Genomic DNA, 21,982 nt, shown 5'->3' with positions numbered 1-21,982 from the left:
GCGATACAGGGCGGCCATCAGCAGCGGCCGCCGGTTACTGGTTGAGGCGTTTATCGATCAGGTCCTGCACCACGGCGGGGTCGGCCAGCGTCGAAGTATCGCCCAGGTTGTCCAGTTCGTTGCAGGCGATCTTGCGCAGTATACGCCGCATGATCTTGCCGGAGCGGGTCTTGGGCAGTGCCGGGGCCCACTGGATCAGCTCGGGCTTGGCGAAACTGCCGATTTCCTTGCTGACCATGGCGAGTAGCTCGGCCTTGAGCGCTTCGTCCGGTGTAACGCCATTCATGGCCGTGACGAAGGCGTACACGCCCTGGCCCTTGAGGTCATGCGGGTAGCCGACCACGGCGGCTTCGGCGACGCGATCATGCAACACCAGTGCGCTTTCCACTTCGGCCGTGCCGATACGGTGCCCTGACACATTGATCACATCGTCAATACGCCCGGTGATCCAGTAGTCGCCGTCGGCGTCGCGGCGGGCGCCATCGCCGGTGAAGTAGTAACCGGGCATGGGTTTGAAATACGTGTCGACCATGCGCTGGTGGTCGCCATAGACACTGCGGATCTGCCCGGGCCAGCTGGCCTTGATCACCAGCAGGCCGGCCCCCGGCCCGTCTATCACCTCGCCCTTTTCATCCAGCAGGGCGGGCTGTACGCCGAACATGGGCTGGGTGGCACAGCCCGGCTTGAACGTGGTCGAGCCGGGCAGGGGGGTCAACATGATGCCGCCGGTTTCGGTCTGCCACCAGGTGTCGACGATGGGGCAGCGCTTTTGCCCGACCGCTTCGAAGTACCACTCCCAGGCTTCCGGGTTGATCGGCTCGCCGACACTGCCCAGCAGGCGCAGGCTTTTGCGCGAGGTGCCCTGCAGTGGCCCAGAGCCCTCGCGCATCAGTGCCCGCAGCGCGGTCGGCGCGGTGTAGAAAATATTGACCTGGTGCTTGTCCACCACCTGCCAGAAGCGCGAGGTGTCTGGGTAGTTCGGTACCCCTTCGAACATCAGCGAGATGGCGCCGTTGGCCAATGGGCCGTAGACGATATAGCTGTGCCCGGTCACCCAGCCCACATCCGCGGTGCACCAGAACACTTCGCCGTCGCGGTAATCGAACACCACCTTGAAGGTCAGGGTTGCCTGCAACAGGTAGCCGGCGGTGGTGTGCAGCACGCCCTTGGGTTTGCCGGTGCTGCCAGAGGTGTAGAGGATGAACAGCGGGTCTTCGGCTGCCATGGGCTCGGGGGCGCAGTCGTCGCCGGCGTGTTCGGTTGCCTCGTGATACCAGAGGTCGCGGCCCTCGGCCCAGTCCACCGCGCCTGCGCTACGGCGTACCACGAAGACGCTGCTGACGGCCGGGCAACTGGCCAGGGCTTTGTCGACGTTCTGCTTCAACGGGATACGCTTGCCGCCGCGCACGCCTTCATCGGCGGTAATCACCGTACGGCAGTCGGCATCGAGAAGACGATCACGCAGGGCGTCCGGCGAGAAACCACCGAACACCACCGAATGGATAGCGCCGATGCGGGTGCAGGCCAGCATGGCGAACGCTGCTTCGGGGATCATCGGCATGTAGATGCACACGCGGTCGCCTTTCTTCACCCCGCGCGCCTTCAGGGCGTTGGCCAGGCGGCAGACTTCGCGGTGCAGTTCGCGGTAGCTGATGGCTTTGGCATCTTTAGGGTCGTCGCCTTCCCACAGCAAGGCCGTCTGCTCAGCGCGCTGGGCCAGGTGGCGGTCGATGCAGTTGTAACTGACGTTGAGCTGTGCGCCGTCGAACCAGCGGGCCTCGCCGGAGCGCAGGTCGCACTGCTGCACGCTTGACCACGGCTTGATCCAGTCCAGGCGCTTGGCTTGCTCGGCCCAGAAGGCGTCGGGGTCTTCTACCGACTGGCGGTAAAGGCGCTGGTAGTCGTCGGGTGTGAGGGCGGCGGACTGGCTGACGGCCAGGGCCTGGGGATAGTTGCGGATATCGAACATGGCGGTGGTCCTGCTCTTGTAATGGGCGAGGGACTGCAACGGCTATTCGATAGGACAGTGTAGCTGGGAGAGGTGTTCAAATTGTGCCGGCCGCTTCGCGGGCATGCCCGCGAAGAGGCCGGCACAGGCCTGAGATCACCCGCGATGACGGCCGCGGAAGTAGTTGATCAGGCCTTGGGTCGACCCATCTTCGGCGCTGTCGTCCAGGCTGCCGACCAGGCGCTGGTACACGCCCTTGCCCAGCTCCTTGCCCAACTCGACGCCCCACTGGTCGAAGGCGTTGATGCCCCAGACCACGCTTTGCACGAACACCTTGTGTTCATACATGGCCACCAGCGCCCCCAAACGGCGTGGGCTGATGCGTTCTACCACCAGGGTGTTGCTCGGGCGGTTGCCCGGGATCACCTTGTGCGGGGCCAGCTTTTCGATGTCTGCTTCGTTCAGCCCTTTGCCACGCAGTTCGGCTTCGGCTTCTTCGCGGGTTTTACCCAGCATCAGGGCCTGGCTTTGCGACAGGCAGTTCGCGTACAGCCACTGGTGATGGTCGGCGACCGGGTTGAAGCTCACGACCGGCACGATGAAGTCGGCCGGAATCAGCTGGGTGCCTTGGTGCAGCAACTGATGGTAGGCGTGCTGGCCATTACAGCCGACGCCACCCCAGATTACCGGGCCGGTTTCGGTTTTGACCGGGGTGCCGTCCTGCAGCACGCTCTTGCCGTTGGACTCCATGTCCAGCTGCTGCAGGTGCTTGGTGATGTTGCGCAGGTAGTGGTCGTACGGCAGGATCGCATGGCTGCTGGCGCCCCAGAAGTTGCCGTACCACACGCCCAGCAGGGCCAGCAGTACCGGCATGTTCTTGTCGAACGGCGCGGTCTGGAAATGCTGGTCCATGGTGTAGGCGCCGGACAACAGCTCCTTGAAGTTGGCCATGCCGATGGCCAGGGCGATCGGCAGGCCGATGGCCGACCACAGCGAGTAGCGCCCCCCGACCCAGTCCCACATCGGGAAGATGTTCTCTTCGCGGATACCGAAGGCCACCGCGGCAGCCTTGTTGCTGGAAACCGCAATGAAGTGGCGGTACAGCTCGGCCTCCGAACCGCCCTGGGCCAGGTACCAGGTACGCGCGGCCATGGCGTTTTTCAGGGTTTCGAGGGTGTTGAACGACTTCGACGAAACAATGAACAGGGTCGTTTCGGCGCGCAGCTTGGCCGACAGTTCGTGGAACTCGCTGCCGTCGATGTTGGCCAGGTAGTGGCAGCGTACACCGCGCTGCGCGTAGGGCAGCAGGGCTTCGGAAACCAGCTCCGGGCCGAGGAACGAGCCGCCGATGCCGATGTTGACCACGTCGGTGATCGGCTTTTCGCTGTAGCCACGCCACAGGCCATCATGGATGCGGCCAACCAGTTCGGTGATCTGGTTGAGTACCTTGTGTACTTCCGGCATGACGTTCACACCGTTGACGCTGAGTTTGTCGCCAACCGGCCGGCGCAATGCGGTGTGCAGCACCGGGCGGCCTTCGGAGGTGTTGATGATTTCGCCACTGAACATCGACTTGATAGCGTCCTGCAGGCCCACTTCGTTGGCCAGGTTGACCAACAGATCGCGGGTTTGCTCGGTGATCAGGTTTTTCGAGTAGTCGAGGAACAGGCCGCAAGCGCTAAGGGAAAACTGGTCGAAGCGTTGGGCATCGGCGGCGAAGGCGTCGCGCATGCTGAAGCTCTGCATGGCGTCGCGGTGTTGCTGAAGCGCCTGCCAGGCGGGCAGCGCCGTCACATCGTGGGGTGTACGGTAATACGCCATTGCGCGGGGTTCCCTTAATGCGTGGTGAGGCCTTTGACACGGCAGTCATTGCCGGGTTCAGGCTGCATCATTATAGGCAAAGGTCACGCGCTGGGAATGGCTGTGGGACGGGGATTTTGAGGGGGCTGCAAACAGCCCCCAAGGCCTTTATGCGGTTTTCTCTTCCACGTGCAGGTACAGATTGTCGATCAACCGGGTGTTACCCAGGTAAGCCGCCGCAATCACCACAAGGTCGCGATCATCGATCACTGCCGGGCGCAGGCTCACGGCATGGCGCACTTCCAGGTAATCTGGACGCAAACCCGCGGCAGCCAGCTGCGCCTGCCCTTCGGTAACCAGCGCGGCAAAGTCCCGCTGCCCGCGGCCAATGGCCGAAGCGATATGCTGCAGCGTACGGTACAGCGCGGGCGCGGTGGCCCGCTGCTCGGGCGTGAGGTAACCATTACGCGAAGACAGCGCCAGGCCATCGTCGGCCCGCACGGTAGGCTCGCCAATGATCTGGATCGGCATGTTCAGGTCGCGGACCATGGCGCGGATCACTGCCAGTTGCTGGAAGTCCTTTTCACCGAACACCGCAAGGTCTGGCTGGACCATGTTGAACAGCTTGGTGACCACGGTGGCCACACCTTCGAAATGCCCTGGCCGGCTGGCGCCGCACAAGCCTTCGGAAAGCTGGGGAACACTGACCCGGGTTTGCACGCTCATGCCGTCGGGGTACATCTCTGCCACGCTGGGTGCGAACAAAAGGTTGCAGCCGGCTTGCAGCAGGCGCTCCTGGTCGGCGGCCAAGGTACGCGGGTAGCTGTCCAGGTCTTCGTTGGCACCGAACTGCAGCGGGTTGACGAAGATGCTGGCGACCACGAAATCGGCACGCTGCGCGGCCTTGGTGACCAGGGCCGCGTGGCCGCTGTGCAGGTTGCCCATGGTCGGCACGAAACCGATGCGCTTGCCCTCACCGCGGGCACGGGCTACTGCTGCGCGCAGTTCGCGGACGGTCTTGACTGTATTCATGCACTGAACCCGTGTTCGCTGCCTGGGAAACTGACTTGCTTGACGGCCTCGACGTAAGCGACGAGGGCGCTGTGGATATCCGGTTGGCCCTGCATGAAGTTCTTCACGAACTTGGGCACCCGGCCGCTCAGCGACAGGCCAAGCATGTCGTGCAGCACCAGCACCTGGCCATCGGTGGCACTGCCGGCGCCGATGCCGATCACCGGAATACCGACCGCGTTGGTGATTTCCGCGGCCAGTTCGCTGGGTACGCACTCCAGCAGCAGCATGGCTGCACCGGCCTGTTCCAGGGCAATGGCATCAGCGCGCATCTGCCGGGCCTGGGCTTCCTGGCGGCCTTGCACTTTATAGCCGCCCAGTACGTTGACGGTCTGCGGGGTCAGGCCCAGGTGCGCACACACCGGTACGCCACGCTCAGCCAGCAGGCGAATGGTTTCTGCCAGCCAGGCGGCACCTTCGATCTTGATCATGTGGGCGCCTGCCTGCATCAGCGTGGCGCTGTTGGCAAACGCCTGTTCCGGGGTGGCATGGGCCATGAATGGCAGGTCTACCAGGATCAGCGCGCCGTCATTGCCACGTTTGACGCTGGCGGTATGGTAGGCCATGTCGGCCGTGGTGACCGGCAAGGTACTGTCGTGGCCCTGCAGGACCATCCCCAGCGAGTCGCCCACCAGCAACACTTCAACACCGGCCTGGCTGGCGACTTTGGCGAAGGTCGCGTCGTAGCAGGTCAGCATGGTGATTTTTTCACCCTTGGCCTTGAGGCCATGCAGGGTGGTCAGGGTTACTTCAGGCATGTAGGAAATTCCTCGTTCAGGCGCTGTAAAAAACGACTGCATTCAACGCGTGTAGTCATCTTCCGGAGCGGCACATCATCGCGCGTGATGTTCGGGCACAGGTCCGTCCGGGCCTAAATACGGGTATGCGGCAGTCAGTTGCCACACGGGACGCCTATAGTCGTGAGCGAGGTGGGGGAAGTCAATCACCCTGTTACCGCATTGTTACGATCAGGGTGTTACTGGCGTTACCCGGTCGGTGCAACGGGCTGGAGCACCCGGTTTACAAGCGCTCCAGGCCGATGAATGGGCAAGCCTCAAGCAGCTGCGCAAGGGCGCGGCCATCGGCCAGGCGGAAATCGCCCGGTACCAGCTCGGCCAGCGGGTACAGTACGAAGGGGCGGGCATGCATATGGTAATGCGGCACCTTCAAGCGGGGCTCGTCGAGCACCTGGTCGCCGAACAGCAGGATGTCCAGGTCCAGCGTGCGTGGGCCCCAGCGCTCCGCGCGCACCCGGCCCTGGTCGTTCTCGATGGCTTGCAGGGCATCGAGCAAGGCCAGCGGTGCGAGCTGGGTATCCAGCGCCGCGACGGCGTTGGTATAGCGTGGCTGCCCGGGCAACAGCGAATCGCTGGTGTAAAAGGCAGAGGCTGCTACCAGGCGCGTGGCCGCGACCTGGTCCAGCGCCTGCAACGCGCTGCGCAACTGCTCGGCCGGTGCAGCCAGGTTGCTGCCCAGGCCGACGTAGGCGCGCGTCGTCACTCGAATGCCTCGTCGCCAGCGCGCTTGCGTTTGCTGCCGCTGCGCTTGCGTTTACGCGGGCCGGCAGTGCTGCCTTCGTCACGGTTGCCCAGGTCGCGGATCATCTCGCGGCGCTCGCTGTCGTTGGCGTCCTGGTAATCGGTCCACCATTGCCCCAGGTCGTCGGTTTCTTCGCCCGCGCTTTCACGCAGCAGCAGGAAATCGTAACCGGCACGGAAGCGCGGGTTGTCCAGCAGCATGTCGGCGCGCTTGCCGCTGCGGCGTGGCAGACGCTCCTGCATGTCCCAGATTTCCCGGATTGGCAGGGTGAAGCGCTTGGGGATGGCGATGCGGGCGCATTGCTCGGCGATCAGGTCGTGGGCTGCGCCATTCATGGCCGGAATCGGGGGTACGCCCTGGCTCTGCAAATGCAGCACGCGGGCTGGCAGGGCAGGCCACAGCAGCGCGGCGAACAGGAACGCCGGCGTTACCGGTTTGCCCTGCTTCACCCGCAGGTCGGTGTTGTTCAGTGCCTGGCTGATGAGCGTGTGGGTATAGGTCGGGCGCTCTTCCAGCGCGTGCGCACTGGCCGGGAACAGCGGCTCGAACAGCTCCAGGTCGACCAGCATTTCAAAGGCGATGGCACCTTGGCCCGAGAGGAACAGCTTCAGGCTCTCTTCGAACAGGCGCGCTGGCGGGATTTCGCGCAGCAGTGGGGCCAGTTCGCGGATCGGCTTGAAGGTGTGCTTCTCGATACCGAAGTCCAGCTTGGCCGCGAAGCGCACTGCGCGCAGCATGCGCACGGGGTCTTCCTGGTAGCGGTGCGTCGGGTCGCCGATCAGCCGCAGCAGGCGGTTGCGAACATCGTGCACGCCGTTGGCGTAATCGAGAATGCGCTCGCTGACCGGGTCGTAGTACAGGGCGTTGATGGTGAAGTCGCGGCGCTGCGCGTCTTCTTCCAGGGTGCCGTATACGTTGTCACGCAGGATGCGACCACTGGCGTTATGCGACGAACGGTGGCTGTCATTCTGGTCATCTTCCGTATGCGGGGCACGGAAGGTAGCGACTTCGATGATTTCACGGCCGAAATGCACATGGACCAGCTTGAAGCGGCGGCCAATGATGCGCGCATTACGGAACTCGGCACGGACCTGTTCAGGGGTAGCGCTGGTGGCTACGTCGAAGTCTTTCGGCGTAATGCCCAGCATCAGGTCGCGGACGCAGCCACCGACCAGGTAGGCCTGGTAACCGGCAGCCTGCAAGCGCTCGACAATGTTCACCGCGTGGCGGCTGAACTGGTGGCGCTGCAACGAGTGCTGGCTCTTGTTGATCACCTCAGGCGTGGTGCGCCTGTGGTGCTGGCCCGGTACGGGCGGGCGGAACGACTGGAACAGCTTCTTCAGCATGGGATGCACTGTTTGAAGGAATGTTCGGCCAAGAATAGGAGAATGGCCGCATGATGGGCGGGGATTCTAGCATTTACTCAGGGAATGGTGTAGGCGGGTAGCAGGAAGCCTGCGGGAATCGCAGAAACGACAAGGGGAGCCTAAGCTCCCCAAGAAGTGTCGTTGCGTGCTCTTATTATTTTTTTGCCGGGCTTTTTGTTTTTGTTGAGTGCCCTGCCCACAAAGCCTGAAGCTTGTGGACGACCCCCAAACCGGGGGTAAAGAGCAAACGGATTGCTTTGGCCGCTGATGTCACGTTGATCTGTTGATCCAACCAGTTCAGGCGCTGCTTTTTAGTGCAGTTTTTGTTGTTCTCTGCCTGGTCGTGGGGCAAGCCCCAAACACGCATCCTCTCCAAAAGAATCAGTTAGCTGCGCCTCCGCCGTCTTGTTTTTATTGTGCGTGAGCCGTTTCGTCTTGTTCTTATTATGAGTTGCAGTGCTTGTTATTGTTCTTGTACCAGAGATAAAGCAGGTGCCGTGCCAACTTTTGAAAAGTCAGTAAAATCAAGGGGTTGGTGGATTCTGCAGGTTTGTGGCAGGCCCGAAATGTGGAAATTTCGTTACCGTACGCCTCGGTGACTGTTACGGCGCAGAGGGTGGGTAACAGATTTTTGCGGCAGCAGATGTGTTACCTGGGGTGTTGTGGCTGGCCGTTTCGCAGGCTTGCCCGCTCCCACAGGATCACCGTGGCTGCCAGGTTGCGCTGTGCTTGTGGGAGCGGGCAAGCCCGCGAACAGGCCGGTGAGGCTGGTAGAGAAGGGGCAGGAGGAACCTCCCACCCAGGCAGGTCAGTTATCGCTGGTGGCGTTGCTCTTGCGCCGCGGAATGCCCAGGCGTTGGCGGCGTTCCCACAGGCACTTGCGGCTGACGCCGAGCTTGCGGGCCAGTTCGGTCTCGGTCATGTGGTCCTGGTGCTCGAGCACGAAGTGCTGGAAGTAGTCTTCCAGCGACAAGTCCTCGGTCGGCTCGTGGCTGGCACTGGCCGCGCTGGCCACCGCCAGGGCGTTGTCGAGAATATCGTCTTCTTCCAGGTCGCTCAGCTCGATGTCGATACCCAGCAGGTCGGCAGAAATTTCTGCGCTTTCGCTGAGAATGACCGCGCGCTCCACGGCGTTTTCCAGCTCACGTACGTTGCCCGGCCAGCTGTAGTGACGAATGGCCTGTTCGGCTTCGGCAGAGAAGTGCAGGTCATCCCGGCCGATGCGCGCACTCTGGCGAGCCAGGAAGGCACTGGCGATTTCATTGACGTCGCTGCCGCGCTCGCGCAGCGCGGGCAGCTTCAGGGCGATCACGTGCAGGCGGTAGTACAAGTCTTCGCGGAACTGGCCGGCCTTGGCCAGGTTCTTCAGGTCGCGGTGGGTCGCGGCGATCAGGCGCACATCGACCTTTTGCGACTGCACCGAACCGACCCGGCGAATTTCCCCTTCCTGCAGCACGCGCAGCAGGCGGGCTTGGGCTTCCAGGGGCAATTCGCCGATTTCATCGAGGAACAACGTACCACCGTCGGCGGCCTCCACCAGGCCCGCACGGCCGGCACTGGCGCCGGTGAACGCGCCTTTCTCGTGGCCGAACAGCTCGGACTCGATCAGGGTTTCGGGGATGGCCGCGCAGTTCACCGAAATCATCGGCGCCTTGGCGCGCCGCGACAGGTTGTGCAGGGCGCGCGCCACCAGCTCTTTACCGGTACCCGATTCGCCCTGGATCAGCACATTGGAATCGGTAGGGGCCACCTTGCGGATCTTGCTGTACATGTCCTGCATGGGCGGGCACGAGCCGATGATACCGATGTCGCCATTGGCCGCTGCCGGGGCCGCTTTGTCGGCAGGGGCTGCCTTGCCGGTGGTGGCGCGGGGCTCGGCAGCCGGTGCTGCAGCCGGGGCGTTCTGCCGGTCGCGCAGGATGCGGGCCACCGCTTGCAGCATTTCGTCGTGATCGAAGGGCTTGGCGATGTAGTCCACCGCGCCCATCTTCATCGAGTCCACGGCTGAGCGCAGGCTGGCGTAGCTGGTCATGATCAGCACCGGGGTGCCTTGGCCGAGCTTGATCAGCTCGGTGCCGGGTGCACCTGGCAGGCGCAGGTCACTGACGATCAGGTCGAAAGTGGCAATGCTGAAGCGTTCCTGGGCTTCCTGCACCGAGCCGGCTTCGCTGACCTGGTACTGGTTCCGCTCGAGCAGACGACGCAAGGCCGAGCGGATGATGGTTTCGTCTTCGACGATCAGAATGTGCGGCATTGATTCAATTCTCTCGACGGTCTCGAATTTCAGGGGACGTCGCTACGACATGCCGGGGCAGGGTCACGCGGATCCGGGTGCCACGTTGCCGTTCGATGTCGGCCGGGCTGTCGATGGTGATTTGCCCATAATGCTCTTCCACGATGGAATAGACCAGAGCGAGGCCCAGTCCGGTTCCCTCGCCGGGGTCCTTGGTGGTGAAGAACGGCTCGAACAGACGGTCCTGGATGTTCTTCGGGATGCCGCTGCCCTCGTCCTCGACGATCAGGTCGACGGTGTGCTCGCTCACCTCGCTGCGCACGCGCACTGCGCTGCCGGGCGGCGAGGCGTCGCGGGCGTTGGAAAGCAGGTTGATCAGCACCTGGGCCAGGCGCTGCGGGTCGCCTTCTACCCAATGGTCGGGGTCGCAGAGGTTGAAGAACTGTACTTCGAAATTACGCCGGTTCAACGCCAGCAGACCAATGGCGTCCTGCGCCACTTCGGCCAGGCACACCGGTTCCTCGCTGTTCTGGTGGCTGCCACCGGCATGGGCAAAACTCATCAACGACTGGACGATGCGTGACACGCGTTTGGTCTGGTCGAGGATCTGGCTGGACAGCTCGGTGATTTCGCCGTCGCCTTCACGCTCCTCGCGCAGGTTCTGCGCCAGGCAGGCGATGCCGGTGATCGGGTTGCCGATTTCGTGGGCCACGCCGGCGGCCAGCCGGCCGATGCTGGCCAGGCGCTCGGAATGCACCAGCTTGTCTTCCAGGGCCTGGGTTTCGGTCAGGTCCTCGACCAGCAGTACCAGGCCGCTGTTACCGGGGGCCAGTGGTTCATCGATGGCCGCCTTGTGCAGGTTCAGCCAACGTGGCTGGCCATCCAGAGCCAGGCGTTGTTTGTGCAGGTGCTCGTCGGGCACGTTGATGAAGCCCTGCAGCAGCCCGCGCCAGGGCTCGGCGATGGTCACCAGGCGTGAGCCGACCACGTGCTTGGCGGCAATCCCGGTGAGCTCTTCCATGGCCTTGTTCCACATGAGGATTTCCTGGTCCTTGGCCAGCGAGCAGACGCCCATGGGCAGCTCCTGCAAGGTCTGGCGGTGGTAGCGGCGCAGGGCATCGAGCTCGGCGGCCAGGCCGGTCAGGCGCGAGTGGTAGTCTTCCAGGCGGCTTTCAATGAAGTGGATGTCCTCGGTGACGTAGTTCTCGTTACCGGACTTGTACGGCAGGAAGGTCTCGACCATGTCCTGGGCCACGCTCGGGCCCATCAGGCCCGACAGGTTGGCCTCGATGCGGTCACGCAGGCGGCGCAAGGCGTATGGCCGGCGTTCGTCGAACGGCAGGTAAAGGTCGCGCAGGGCCTGCTCCACTTCCTTTTGCGCGGCTTTGGCGCCCAGCGGCTTGGCCAGTTGGGTCGCGAATTCCTGGGGCGAGGCTGCGTGCAGTTCGCGGCGCTGTGGGCGGCGCACGTTGTCCACCGCGCAGGCCTCTGCGGCGCTGACCTCTTCGGTGCTGGCGTTGGTGAACAGCGAAATCAGGGTGAACAGCAGCACGTTGGCCGCCAGCGAGGCGATGGCCGCCATGTGCCAGCTGGTATCGTCCAGCACGTAGATCATGTCCAGCAGCGGGATATAGAAGCCTTGCAGATTGCCCAGCAGCGGCAGAAGCATGGTCACAATCCACACCAGCGTGCCGGCCAGCAGCCCGGCGATGAAGCCGCGGCGGTTGGCGGTCGGCCAGTACAACACGGACAGCACGCCGGGCAGGAACTGCAGCGTGGCCACGAACGCCACGATGCCCAGGTTGGCCAGGCTCTGGTGGTTGTTCTGGGTCAGGTAGAACATGAAACCAGCAGTGATGATGGCGACGATCAGTGCGCGGCGGGTCCATTTCAGCCAGCGGTAGATGTTGCCCTCGGCCGGGGGCTGGTATAGCGGCAGCACCAGGTGGTTGAGGGCCATGCCCGACAGCGCCAGGGTGGTGACGATGATCAGGCCACTGGCCGCCGACAGGCCGCCTATATAGGCCAGCAGGGCCAGTGCCTGGTTGTTGGCGGCAATGCCCAGGCCCAGGGTGAAGTATTCGGGGTTGGTACTGGCGCCCAGGCGCAGCCCGGCCCAGAGTACCAGCGGCACGGCCAGGCTCATCAGCAGCAGGAACAGCGGCAGGCCCCAACTGGCGCTGACCAGCGAGCGTGGGTTGAGGTTTTCGGTGAAGGCCATGTGGTACATGTGCGGCATGACGATGGCCGAGGCGAAGAACACCAGCAGCAGGGTGCGCCACGGGCCTTCCTGCAACGGGGTGTGCAGGGCAGCCAGGGCGGTCTGGTTCTGCAGCAGCCACACTTCCAGCTCGTGCGGGCCGCCAAACACGCCATACAGGGCGTACAGGCCGATGCCGCCCAGTGCCAGCAGCTTGATCACCGACTCGAAGGCAATGGCGAACACCAGCCCTTCATGCTTTTCGCGCGTGGCGATATGCCGTGAGCCGAAGAAGATGGTGAACAGGATGATCAGCGCACAGAACGCGAAGGCCACCCGGGCCTTGACCGGCTCACCGGTAAGGATGCTGATCGAATCGGCCACCGCCTGGATCTGCAACGCCAGCAACGGCAGTACGCCAATCAGCATGATAAGGGTGGTCAACGCGCCGGCCCAGGTGCTGCGGAAGCGGAACGCCAGCAGGTCGGCCAGCGACGACAGCTGGTAAGTGCGGGTGATCTTCAGGATCGGGTACAGCAGCACTGGCGCCAGCAGGAATGCACCGGAGACCCCCAGGTAACAGGCAAGGAAGCCGTAGCCGTACTGATAGGCCAGGCCCACCGACCCGTAGAACGCCCAGGCGCTGGCGTATACGCCCAGGGACAGGGTGTAGGTGAGCGGGTGGCGAATGATGGCGCGCGGGATCAGCCCGCGCTCGCTGACCCAGGCTACGCCGAACAGCACCATGAGGTACCCGGCGCTGATCAGGATCATCTGGGTCAGGCTAAAGCTCATCGGCATCTCGTTGGCTCTGCAGGATGAAGGTGACGACGATCAGGATCAGCCAGAGCAGGTACGGGCGGTACCACGCTCCGGTCGGTTCGATCCACCAGTCCATGATGGCCGGGGAGAACAGGTAGATCCCCACGACCAGAAGCAGGACCAAACGATAGATGTACATGCTGGCCTCGATGGTTGGGCGCTGCGGGTTTGAACTTATTATTGGCGCAAATGATTGGGCGGATGCTAGCGGGAATCGCTGAGGTTAGCCAAGGGTTTGAATTTGTTGGGCTTTTGATTTGAGGGGAAGATGGCCTGTTCGGGCCCTATCGCTGGCAAGCCAGCTCCCACAGGGATCGCATCAGGGCTGACAGGTGTTTGCCACAAGGTATGCAGCGCCTGTTAGAGCGAGCGCCGCCCGTGCGGCGCATCGCGAGCTGCGCTCGCTCCTACGTTTGTTTCGGGCCAGTTATTCCTGTCGGATTTGCGCGCGAACGCCTTGGCGCATGCCTCAAAATCGCGTCGTACGAACAAGGCGGCCGCGCGCATCTGGCACAGGGGTTACTAGCCCGAAACAAACGTAGGAGCGAGCGCAGCTCGCGATGCGCCGCGCGGGCGGCGCTCGATCTCACAGGCACTGAAGATGCAGCGGCTACCCTTGCCAGGAACCATACAATCTCCCACAGGATCACCACAGGCGCTGCATATCTTCTGACAAACACCTGTCAGCCCTAAGGCGATCCCTGTGGAAGCTGGCTTGCCTGCGATAGGGCCGGCAAGGCCTCAGCGCAGTTCAGCCTCTGGCACCGTCGTGCGCTGCGCAATCGCTTCGGGCCGCCACTGCTGGCGGGCCACGGCCAATACTTCAGCCGGCGTTGCCAGCAGCAACTGCGGGTCAGTCGCCTGCCCCAGCGCCCGCAACGCCCGCAACAACAGCGGCGTCGCCTGCTCGGCCTGCAACGGCGGCGAACGGTATGACTTGCCAAGCTTGTGGCCGTCCGGCTGCACGATCAGCGGTATGTGCAGATAGCGCGGCTGCGAAAAGCCTAGCAGCTCTTGCAGGTACAACTGGCGCGGGGTGTTGTCGAGCAGGTCGGCACCGCGCACGATGTCGGTGACACCTTGCCAGGCGTCGTCCAGTACCACGGCCAGCTGGTAGGCATACAGGCCATCGCGGCGCTGTATCACGAAATCGCCCACGTCGCGGCCCAGGTGCTGCTGGTAAACGCCTTGTACGCGGTCGCTGAAACGGTAGATCAGCTCTGGCACCCGCAAGCGGATCGCCGCACCCTCGCGCGCATGCCCGGCGTTACGGCACAGGCCTGGGTAGATGCCGCCATAGGCCTCCAGTTGCTTGCGCGAGCAGGTGCAGGCATAGGCCAGGCCCATGTTGAACAGGCGGTCGACCACCGCGGCATAGGCGTCGTGGCGCTGGCTTTGAAACACCACTTCGCCGTCCCAGTGCAGGCCGTAGCGTTCGAGGGTTTGCAAGATGGCGTCACGGGCGCCGGGCATTTCCCGGGGCGGGTCGGTGTCTTCCACGCGCAGTAGCCAGCGGCCGTCGACCGCGCGGGCATCCAGCCAGGAGGCGAGTGCAGCCACCAGTGAGCCAAAGTGCAGGAAACCGCTGGGGGTGGGGGCAAAGCGCCCAATGTAGCTGGAGTTGGTCATGGTCTGGCTGGGTATATAAATGCAACGGGGCGCATGATGCGCCCCGTTCGGTGGGAAGAAAGATCAGCCTTTGCCGACCGTTTTTTCCTTTTTCTCGGCGATTTCCTTGCAGTCGAAGCACAGGTCGGCGGTAGGGCGGGCTTCCAGACGGCGCAGGCCGATCTCGATGCCGCACGACTCGCACCAGCCGTATTCGTCGGCCTTGATCTTGTCGAGGGTCTTGTCGATTTTCTTGATCAGCTTGCGCTCGCGGTCGCGGTTGCGCAGCTCAAGGGCGAATTCTTCTTCCTGGCTGGCACGATCGGCCGGGTCGGGGAAGTTGGCTGCCTCGTCCTTCATGTGATCCACAGTGCGGTCCACACTGGTCATCAGCTCTTGCTTCCAGGCGCCGAGAAGCTTGGTGAAGTGCTTTTTCATGGGCTCACCCATGTATTCTTCACCCTTGGACTCTACGTAAGGCTCGACACCGTACATGGTCTGACCGGTTTTTTGCTTTTCTACGGTGGACATGAATAGACCGCCTCTCACTCATCTGATCCAATGCGCAGGATGCTCCATCTCCGGCGACCGCCGGCCCTGCGACTGCGAGCCGCCGAACTTACCAGATAGATCGGGGGTGCGCTAGCCCGCCCGATCCTGCTAACAGACACCGGCCTGAGCGGTACGTTCGATTGCTTACGCAGGTAGAATCATCAGTTTAGCCGCTATTGAGAGAAGGTCATGGCCCACCCCTACAGCGCGCGCAGCCGCGCCATCGAACCTTTCCATGTCATGGCACTGCTGGCGCGGGCCAACGAGCTGCAGGCGGCCGGCCACGACGTGATCCACCTGGAAATCGGCGAGCCGGACTTCACCACCGCAGCACCGATTGTGGCTGCGGGCCAGGCCGCGCTGGCCGCCGGCCACACCCGCTATACCGCCGCACGCGGCCTGCCGGCGCTGCGCGAAGCGATAGCCGGGTTCTATGCACAGCGCTATGGCCTGAGCATCGACCCGCAGCGCATTCTCATTACTCCAGGCGGCTCAGGCGCCCTGTTACTGGCCAGCAGCCTGCTGGTCGACCCCGGCAAGCACTGGCTGCTGGCTGACCCGGGCTACCCGTGTAACCGCCACTTCCTGCGCCTGGTAGAAGGCGGGGCGCAACTGGTACCGGTCGGCCCGGAGGTGAACTACCAGTTGACCGCCGACCTGGTGCAGCGCTACTGGGACCAGGATACCGTTGGCGCCTTGGTCGCCTCGCCGGCCAACCCGACCGGCACGGTGCTGGGCCGTACCGAACTGGCCAGCCTGGCCAAGGCCACCCGTGAACGGCACGGCCACTTGGTAGTCGACGAGATTTACCATGGGCTGACGTACGGCATGGATGCGCCCAGCGTGCTGGAAGTGGATGACTCGGCGTTCGTCCTGAATAGTTTTTCCAAGTATTTCGGTATGACCGGCTGGCGCCTTGGCTGGCTGGTGGCGCCACCGCAGGCCGTGGCCGACCTGGAGAAACTGGCACAGAACCTGTACATCAGTGCGCCGAGCATGGCACAGCATGCTGCGCTGGCGTGCTTCCAGCCCGAAACCCTGGCCATCTTCGAACAGCGTCGCGCCGAATTTGCCCGCCGCCGCGACTACCTGCTGCCGGCGCTGCGCGAGCTGGGTTTGCGCATTGCCGTTGAGCCGCAGGGGGCGTTCTATCTATATGCCGATATCAGCGCTTATGGCGGTGATGCGTTTGCCTTCTGCCGGCATTTCCTGGAGACCGAACACGTGGCCTTCACCCCGGGCCTGGACTTCGGTCGCCACCTGGCCGGGCACCATGTGCGCTTTGCCTACACGCAAAGCCTGCCGCGCCTGGAGGAGGCGGTGCATCGCATTGCCCGTGGCTTGCGGAGCTGGCAAGGCTGATGCTTTTTTCACCTGCACTCGAACACGGCCGCCTGCTGCGTCGCTACAAACGGTTCCTGGCCGATATCGAACTGGCCAGCGGCGAGCAGTTGACCATCCACTGCCCGAATACTGGCTCCATGCTCAATTGCATGCGTGAAGGCGGGCGGGTGTGGTTCAGCCGCTCCAACGACCCCAAGCGCAAACTGCCGGGCACCTGGGAAATCAGCGAAACCCCACAGGGCCGGTTGGCGTGCGTGAATACCGGGCGGGCCAATGCCCTGGTCGAAGAGGCGCTGCACGCCGGTACGATCGCCGAGCTGGCCGGGTTCACGGCACTCAGGCGTGAGGTGGCGTATGGCGAGGAGGGCAGCCGCATCGACTTCCGCCTGGAGTTCGACGGTGCCCCGGCCTACGTCGAGGTCAAGAGCGTGACCCTGGGCTACCCCGATAGCCCGGTTGCGGCGTTTCCCGATGCGGTGACCCAGCGCGGGGCCAAGCACCTGCGCGAGCTGGCGAAGCTGGCCAGCCAAGGCATACGGGCGGTGCAACTGTATTGCGTCAACCTGACCGGCATCGACGCGGTGCGCCCTGCCGAGGAGATCGATGCCGCTTACGCCCAGGCGTTGCGTGCTGCGGTGGCGGGCGGGGTGGAAGTGCTGGCATACGGCACGCGCCTGGACCCGCAGGGTATCGTCATCGACCGCCGCTTGCCGGTGCTGCTCAACCCTTGAGCCAGACGCCCTGGGTGTCTTCATGGCAGCCCAGGGCCTGCAACTGCTCACCGTCACAGGGGCCGGCCACGCATTCGCCGCTCTCGATCAGGAACAGCGCGCCGTGATGGCCGCACTGGATCAGGCTCGCGCTGTCATCGAGAAACCGCTCCTGTGCCCAGTTCAACGGGATGCCCTTGTGCGGGCAGCGGTTGCGGTACAGGTAGACCTGGCCCTGGCGGCGCACGCCGAACAGTTGCAGGCCGTCTACGCTGAAGGCGCGTGCCTGGCCCTCGGCCAGGCTGGGTGATGTACAGAGAAAATGCATGGCAGTACGACTCGTGAAACAGATGATGGCTTGACGCGTCAATGCGAATAATTATCAAATTGCCCGCATTCGCTGCGTTCGGCCGTCCATGGTGCGCAGTTCCGCCGCTCGCCACAAGGCGTGCAGCTCGCCTTCAGAAGGAACCCGATGATGCGTCGTCCCGTCGCTTTGCTCGCCTTGTGTGCAAGCCTTGTGCTCTCTAGCCAGGCCCTGGCGGCAGACCTGCCGCAACGCTGGGTCAGCGCCGGCGGCGCGCTGAGCGAGTGGATATGCGCGTTGGGTGGTGAAGCGCGGCTGGTGGGGGTGGACACGACCAGTCAGCACCCAGCTTCGTTGAAGTCGCTGCCCAGCGTGGGGTACCAGCGCCAGCTGTCGGCCGAGGGCGTGCTCAGCCTGCGCCCGGATGTGCTGGTGGGTACCGAAGAAATGGGCCCGCCGCCGGTACTGGCGCAAATCCGCAAGGCCGGTGTGCGTGTCGAGCTGTTTTCCAGCAAGGCCGAGCTGGCGGCGGTAGACAGCAACCTCAAGCAGTTGGGGCAACTGCTGGGTGCAGAACCCCAGGCCACTGCGCTGGCCGCGGGTTACCATCAGCAACTGCATACCTTGCAGGCCAAGGTCCAGCAGGCCCAGGCGCAGCACAAGGCACCCGGGGTGTTGCTGCTGGTCGGGCACGCTGGGGCCAAGCCGCTGATCGCCGGGCAGGGCACCGCCGGTGACTGGCTGCTGGGCCAGGCCGGTGGGCGCAACCTGGCAGAGCATCAGGGCTACAAGCAGTTCTCGAACGAAGCATTGGCTGCCCTGGACCCGGATGTGATCGTGTTCTCCGACCGGGCGCTGGCCGATGAGCAGGCGCTGCAGGCTTTGTTGAAAGAAAACCCGGCGCTGGCGGCTTCGCGTGCCGTGCGTGGGCAACGCCTGGTGTCGCTTGACCCCACGCTGCTGGTCGGTGGGCTTGGGCCGCGCCTGCCGGCGACCTTGCAATCACTGGCAGCGACCTTCTACCCGGCAGCCAAGGCCAGCTTCGCACAATGAAACAGCGGGTCCAGCCACGTACGTTGTTCATTTGCCTGAGCCTGCTGTGCCTGCTGGCGGTGTGGCTGTCGCTGGCGCTTGGGCCGGTCAGCCTGCCGCTGTTCGATACCCTGCGCGCGGGCCTGCGGTTGATGGGCCTGCCCGTTACCGCCGACGGCTTGCAGCAGGCCGAAATGATCCTTGGCCAGATCCGCCTGCCGCGCACCTTGCTTGGGCTGGCAGTGGGCGCGGTGCTGGCGTTGTCCGGGGTCGCCATGCAGGGGTTGTTCCGTAATCCGCTGGCCGATCCGGGTTTGGTCGGGGTGGCCGCCGGGGCGGCCGTGGGCGCGGCGCTCGCTATTGTCGGCGGGGCCTGGTTCGGCGGCCTGCCAGAGGCCATTGCACCCTATTTGCTGTCGTTCTGTGCCTTTGTCGGGGGCCTTGGCGTGACGGCGCTGGTCTACCGCCTGGGCCGCCGCGATGGGCAGACCAACGTGGCCACCATGCTGCTGGCCGGGGTCGCGATGACGGCACTGGGCGGCGCGGTGGTGGGGCTGTTCTCGTACCTGGCCGATGACGCCACGTTGCGTACGTTGACCTTCTGGAACCTGGGCAGCCTCAACGGTGCCAGCTACGACCGGCTATGGCCGTTATTGCTGGTGGCGGCGGGTGTGGCACTGTGGCTGCCACGGCGGGCCAAAGCGCTGAATGCCTTGCTTTTGGGGGAATCCGAGGCCCGCCACCTGGGCGTTGATGTGGAGCGGCTCAAGCGCGAACTGGTGTTCTGCACGGCGCTTGGGGTGGGTGCGGCTGTTGCGGCTGCCGGCCTGATCGGCTTCATCGGGCTGGTGGTGCCGCACCTGGTGCGTTTGCTGGCCGGGCCGGATCACCGGGTGTTGTTGCCAGCCTCGCTGCTGGCTGGCGGTGTGCTCATGCTGTTTGCCGACCTGGCGGCACGGCTGCTGCTGGCACCTGCCGAGTTGCCGATCGGCATTGTCACGGCCTTTGTCGGGGCGCCGTTCTTTCTGTTCCTGCTGGTGCGAGGGCGCAGCTGATGTTGCATGCCGAGGGCCTGCACTTGCGGCGGGGCAGCAACGAGGTGCTGCATGACATTGATCTGCAATTGCCCCCCGGCCAGGTGGTGGGCGTGCTCGGCCCCAACGGCGCGGGTAAGAGCAGCCTGTTGGGCGTGATGTGTGGCGAGCTGGTGCCAGACCGTGGGCGGGTGACGTTGCAGGGGCGCGGCCTCGGTGATTGGCCTGGACAAGAGCGGGCCCGGCGCCTGGCCGTATTGCCTCAGGTGTCGAGCCTGGGGTTTTCGTTCAGCGTCGAGGAAGTGGTGGCCATGGGCCGCATGCCGCACGGCACCGGGCAGCGGCGCGACGCCGAAATTGTCGAAGCGGCGTTGCAGGCAGCAGATGCCTGGCACCTGGTAGGGCGCAGTTACCTGGCGTTGTCCGGCGGCGAGCGGCAACGCGTGCACCTTGCCCGTGTGCTGGCACAGTTGTGGCCGGGGGAGCAGGGCACTACCTTGTTGCTCGATGAGCCCACCTCGATGCTCGACCCGCTGCACCAGCACACTACCCTGGAGGCTGTGCGCCGCTTTGCCGACCGCGGCGCCGCGGTGCTGGTGATCTTGCATGACCTGAACCTGGCGGCGCGCTACTGTGACCGGATCCTGTTGCTGGAGCAGGGGCGTTGCCATGCCTTTGCCTCGCCTGAACAGGTGCTGACGCCGGCAGCGTTGAAGGCCGTGTACGGGATCGACGTGCTGGTGCAGGCACATCCTGAGCGTGGCCACCCGCTGATCATTACCCGTTAAAGCCGGCCCGATCGTGGTCGTGAGCGGCCGCTACCCATGGAGCTTCTGCCAATGCGACACCCGCTGTTGTCCGGTTTTTCGCTGTGCATGTTACTGGTATTGGGCGGCTGCCAGGCCAGCCTGCCACCGTTGCCTGCCTGGCAGAGCACCGAAGGGCGCACGCATGCCCAGCTTGGGCAGGTGGTCGATCTCGGCAGCGGGCAGGTAATCAGCCCGGACCAACTGGTACAGCGTTTGGCTACCGCACCGCGAGTACTGGTCGGCGAAAAACATGACAACCCCGACCACCACGCACTGCAAGTGTGGTTGCTGCACGCCCTGCAGAGCCAGCGTGCCCAGGGCAGCCTATTGCTGGAGATGCTGCAACCTGAACAGCAGCCGCGGGTGGACAGGCTCAAAAGGCAACCCTTGCCGGCAGACTTGCCCATCGCACTGGCGTGGCAGGAGGGCTGGGACTGGCAGTTGTACGGGCCGATCGTGCGTGCAGCCCTGCAACAGCAGGTCCCCCTGCTGGCCGCCAACCTTTCCCCAAGTGAAATGCGCCACGCCTACCGGCAGCCGGCGCCATTGGCGGGCGAGAAATCCAATGCCGCGACGGTCAGGGCGAGCTTGCTGCAGCAGGTACGCACCGGGCATTGCGGGATGCTGCCGGAAAGCCAGCTACCGGCGATGCTGGCCGTGCAGCAGCAGCGTGACCGGCGCATGGCCGAGCGCTTGCTGGCGGCGCCGCAACCGGCACTGCTGTTTGCCGGGGCCTATCACGTGCGTAAGGACCTGGGCGTGCCGTTGCACCTGAGTGACTTGGGTGCGCAGGGTGCGAGCAAGGTGCTGATGCTGGCCGAGGTGGGCGAGAAGGTTGATGCCGGTGAGGCCGATTACGTGTGGTACACGGCGGCGACGCCAGAGCAGGATTATTGCGCGCAGCTGAAACGATAAGACATGGAAACCTTGGGCAAAAAAAAGACCCGGCAAATTGCCGGGTCAATAACCGTGATTAGCCTGATGAGGAGATAATCTGAGAGTCCGAACCAGGGGCTCTTAGCTTATCCAACCAGTCTCGCGACCAGTTGTGATAATCATAACAATTCTCATTTAGCCGTCAATCCCCTTTTCGCGCTTATTTTGGATTTTTTTGCGCGGGGTTTTTCGCATCCAGTTGTTGGTTGAGGGCTTCCTTGCGTTCGAGTAGCAAATCGTTCCAGTGCATATCCAGCAGGGCGCCTTCTATGGCATACAACAGCACCTTCGATGCGCGAAACCCTCGCGTCTTCACGGCCTGGTATGCACCCACCGCACCCAGGCGGCGCAGATCCGATGCACTGTGAATGCCGGCCGCATGCAGCCACTGCGCAGAGGTCTTGCCAAGGTTTTTCAGATGCTGCAATTCATCGTTCATCGAGCCTCCTTGCGATGGCTGAACGTGTCATGGGGAGATAAATCGCGAGCAGGTCAGAGAGGAGTGTAGCGGGGGTTGGGGAATACGCGGCTTTTTGCCATCGGGGCGATGAGATGCCCTGTGCCGGCCTCTTCGCGGGCTGGCCCGCTCCCACAGGTTCGGCGCAGCCTTCAGGGGCTGTGGTTTACCTGTAGGAGGGGCAAGCCCGCGAAGGGCCGGCCCAGGAAACCG

The 21,982-nt window shown here is 63.8% G+C and carries 19 protein-coding genes; 6 read left to right on the top strand and 13 right to left on the bottom strand.

Features of this window, described 5'->3' with window-relative positions:
• Window positions 1-34 precede the first annotated feature (34 nt).
• From acs to dksA, 11 genes are all read right to left on the bottom strand, one after another.
• Window positions 35-1,969, bottom strand: a complete 1,935-nt coding sequence (acs, locus tag L1P09_RS21615) for an acetate--CoA ligase (RefSeq protein ID WP_182367176.1) — start codon at window positions 1,967-1,969, stop codon at window positions 35-37.
• A 135-nt stretch (window positions 1,970-2,104) separates the two neighbouring features.
• Window positions 2,105-3,769 carry a glucose-6-phosphate isomerase gene (pgi, locus tag L1P09_RS21610; RefSeq protein WP_009685361.1) on the bottom strand — a complete coding sequence of 555 codons (1,665 nt, stop codon included), beginning with the start codon at window positions 3,767-3,769 and terminating at the stop codon, window positions 2,105-2,107.
• A gap of 147 nt (window positions 3,770-3,916) precedes the next feature.
• A complete protein-coding gene (gene panC, locus L1P09_RS21605; RefSeq protein WP_054904429.1) occupies window positions 3,917-4,780 on the bottom strand; it encodes a pantoate--beta-alanine ligase in 864 nt (287 codons plus the stop codon).
• Window positions 4,777-5,577, bottom strand: a complete 801-nt coding sequence (gene panB / locus L1P09_RS21600; RefSeq protein WP_009685363.1) for a 3-methyl-2-oxobutanoate hydroxymethyltransferase — start codon at window positions 5,575-5,577, stop codon at window positions 4,777-4,779. The genes panC and panB overlap by 4 nt, the downstream gene beginning before the upstream one ends.
• 262 nt (window positions 5,578-5,839) lie before the next feature.
• On the bottom strand, window positions 5,840-6,319 hold the full coding sequence (gene folK, locus L1P09_RS21595) for a 2-amino-4-hydroxy-6-hydroxymethyldihydropteridine diphosphokinase (RefSeq protein ID WP_009685364.1): 480 nt from the start codon (window positions 6,317-6,319) through the stop codon (window positions 5,840-5,842).
• Window positions 6,316-7,704 carry a polynucleotide adenylyltransferase PcnB gene (locus tag L1P09_RS21590; RefSeq protein ID WP_009685365.1) on the bottom strand — a complete coding sequence of 463 codons (1,389 nt, stop codon included), beginning with the start codon at window positions 7,702-7,704 and terminating at the stop codon, window positions 6,316-6,318. Before L1P09_RS21590 ends, folK begins: the two co-directional genes overlap by 4 nt.
• Window positions 7,705-8,533: 829 nt before the next feature.
• A complete protein-coding gene (locus tag L1P09_RS21585; RefSeq protein ID WP_054904430.1) occupies window positions 8,534-9,979 on the bottom strand; it encodes a sigma-54-dependent transcriptional regulator in 1,446 nt (481 codons plus the stop codon).
• Between the two features lie 4 nt (window positions 9,980-9,983).
• Window positions 9,984-12,959: a sensor histidine kinase gene (locus L1P09_RS21580; protein ID WP_235768090.1), complete on the bottom strand. Its 2,976-nt coding sequence runs from the start codon at window positions 12,957-12,959 to the stop codon at window positions 9,984-9,986.
• On the bottom strand, window positions 12,943-13,119 hold the full coding sequence (locus tag L1P09_RS21575; RefSeq protein ID WP_003250005.1) for a hypothetical protein: 177 nt from the start codon (window positions 13,117-13,119) through the stop codon (window positions 12,943-12,945). Before L1P09_RS21575 ends, L1P09_RS21580 begins: the two co-directional genes overlap by 17 nt.
• Before the next feature lie 602 nt (window positions 13,120-13,721).
• Window positions 13,722-14,609 (bottom strand): tRNA glutamyl-Q(34) synthetase GluQRS, encoded by an 888-nt coding sequence (gene gluQRS / locus L1P09_RS21570; RefSeq protein ID WP_029886411.1) that lies wholly within the window; start codon window positions 14,607-14,609, stop codon window positions 13,722-13,724.
• Window positions 14,610-14,672: 63 nt separating this feature from the next.
• Window positions 14,673-15,119 (bottom strand): RNA polymerase-binding protein DksA, encoded by a 447-nt coding sequence (gene dksA / locus L1P09_RS21565; RefSeq protein ID WP_009685370.1) that lies wholly within the window; start codon window positions 15,117-15,119, stop codon window positions 14,673-14,675.
• A gap of 210 nt (window positions 15,120-15,329) precedes the next feature.
• Between dksA and L1P09_RS21560 the strand changes: the two genes are divergently transcribed.
• Window positions 15,330-16,502, top strand: coding sequence for a pyridoxal phosphate-dependent aminotransferase (locus L1P09_RS21560; RefSeq protein ID WP_054905999.1), 1,173 nt, complete (start codon window positions 15,330-15,332; stop codon window positions 16,500-16,502).
• Window positions 16,502-17,215: a DNA/RNA nuclease SfsA gene (sfsA, locus tag L1P09_RS21555; RefSeq protein ID WP_125855424.1), complete on the top strand. Its 714-nt coding sequence runs from the start codon at window positions 16,502-16,504 to the stop codon at window positions 17,213-17,215. Before L1P09_RS21560 ends, sfsA begins: the two co-directional genes overlap by 1 nt.
• On the opposite strand, the gene L1P09_RS21550 is transcribed toward sfsA, so the two are convergent.
• A complete protein-coding gene (locus tag L1P09_RS21550) occupies window positions 17,205-17,522 on the bottom strand; it encodes a Rieske (2Fe-2S) protein (RefSeq protein WP_009685374.1) in 318 nt (105 codons plus the stop codon). The two genes, sfsA and L1P09_RS21550, sit on opposite strands and share 11 nt — an antisense overlap.
• Before the next feature lie 147 nt (window positions 17,523-17,669).
• Here L1P09_RS21550 and L1P09_RS21545 point away from each other — a divergent pair, with 147 nt between their 5' ends.
• Genes L1P09_RS21545 through L1P09_RS21530 form a run of 4 tightly spaced genes read left to right on the top strand, consistent with a single transcriptional unit; the run spans window position 17,670 to window position 21,291 of the window.
• On the top strand, window positions 17,670-18,554 hold the full coding sequence (locus tag L1P09_RS21545; RefSeq protein WP_192440987.1) for a heme/hemin ABC transporter substrate-binding protein: 885 nt from the start codon (window positions 17,670-17,672) through the stop codon (window positions 18,552-18,554).
• A gap of 50 nt (window positions 18,555-18,604) precedes the next feature.
• Complete coding sequence (locus tag L1P09_RS21540; protein ID WP_172828436.1) at window positions 18,605-19,588, top strand: FecCD family ABC transporter permease; 984 nt, start codon at window positions 18,605-18,607, stop codon at window positions 19,586-19,588.
• Entirely contained in the window at window positions 19,588-20,355 is a 768-nt protein-coding gene (locus L1P09_RS21535) for a heme ABC transporter ATP-binding protein (RefSeq protein ID WP_009685378.1), read from the top strand. Before L1P09_RS21540 ends, L1P09_RS21535 begins: the two co-directional genes overlap by 1 nt.
• A 51-nt stretch (window positions 20,356-20,406) precedes the next feature.
• Window positions 20,407-21,291, top strand: a complete 885-nt coding sequence (locus tag L1P09_RS21530) for a ChaN family lipoprotein (RefSeq protein ID WP_054905995.1) — start codon at window positions 20,407-20,409, stop codon at window positions 21,289-21,291.
• 181 nt (window positions 21,292-21,472) lie between these two features.
• Here L1P09_RS21530 and L1P09_RS21525 read toward each other — a convergent pair whose 3' ends face one another.
• Window positions 21,473-21,751 (bottom strand): TfoX/Sxy family protein, encoded by a 279-nt coding sequence (locus L1P09_RS21525; protein ID WP_235768089.1) that lies wholly within the window; start codon window positions 21,749-21,751, stop codon window positions 21,473-21,475.
• Window positions 21,752-21,982: the final 231 nt, after the last annotated feature.

Origin of the sequence: Pseudomonas juntendi (assembly GCF_021560075.1) — a bacterium.
In the GTDB taxonomy this organism is placed as follows: Bacteria; Pseudomonadota; Gammaproteobacteria; order Pseudomonadales; family Pseudomonadaceae; genus Aquipseudomonas; species Aquipseudomonas juntendi.
Note: the sequence above shows the minus strand (reverse complement) of the source record. Positions and strands in the feature narration are given on the sequence as shown.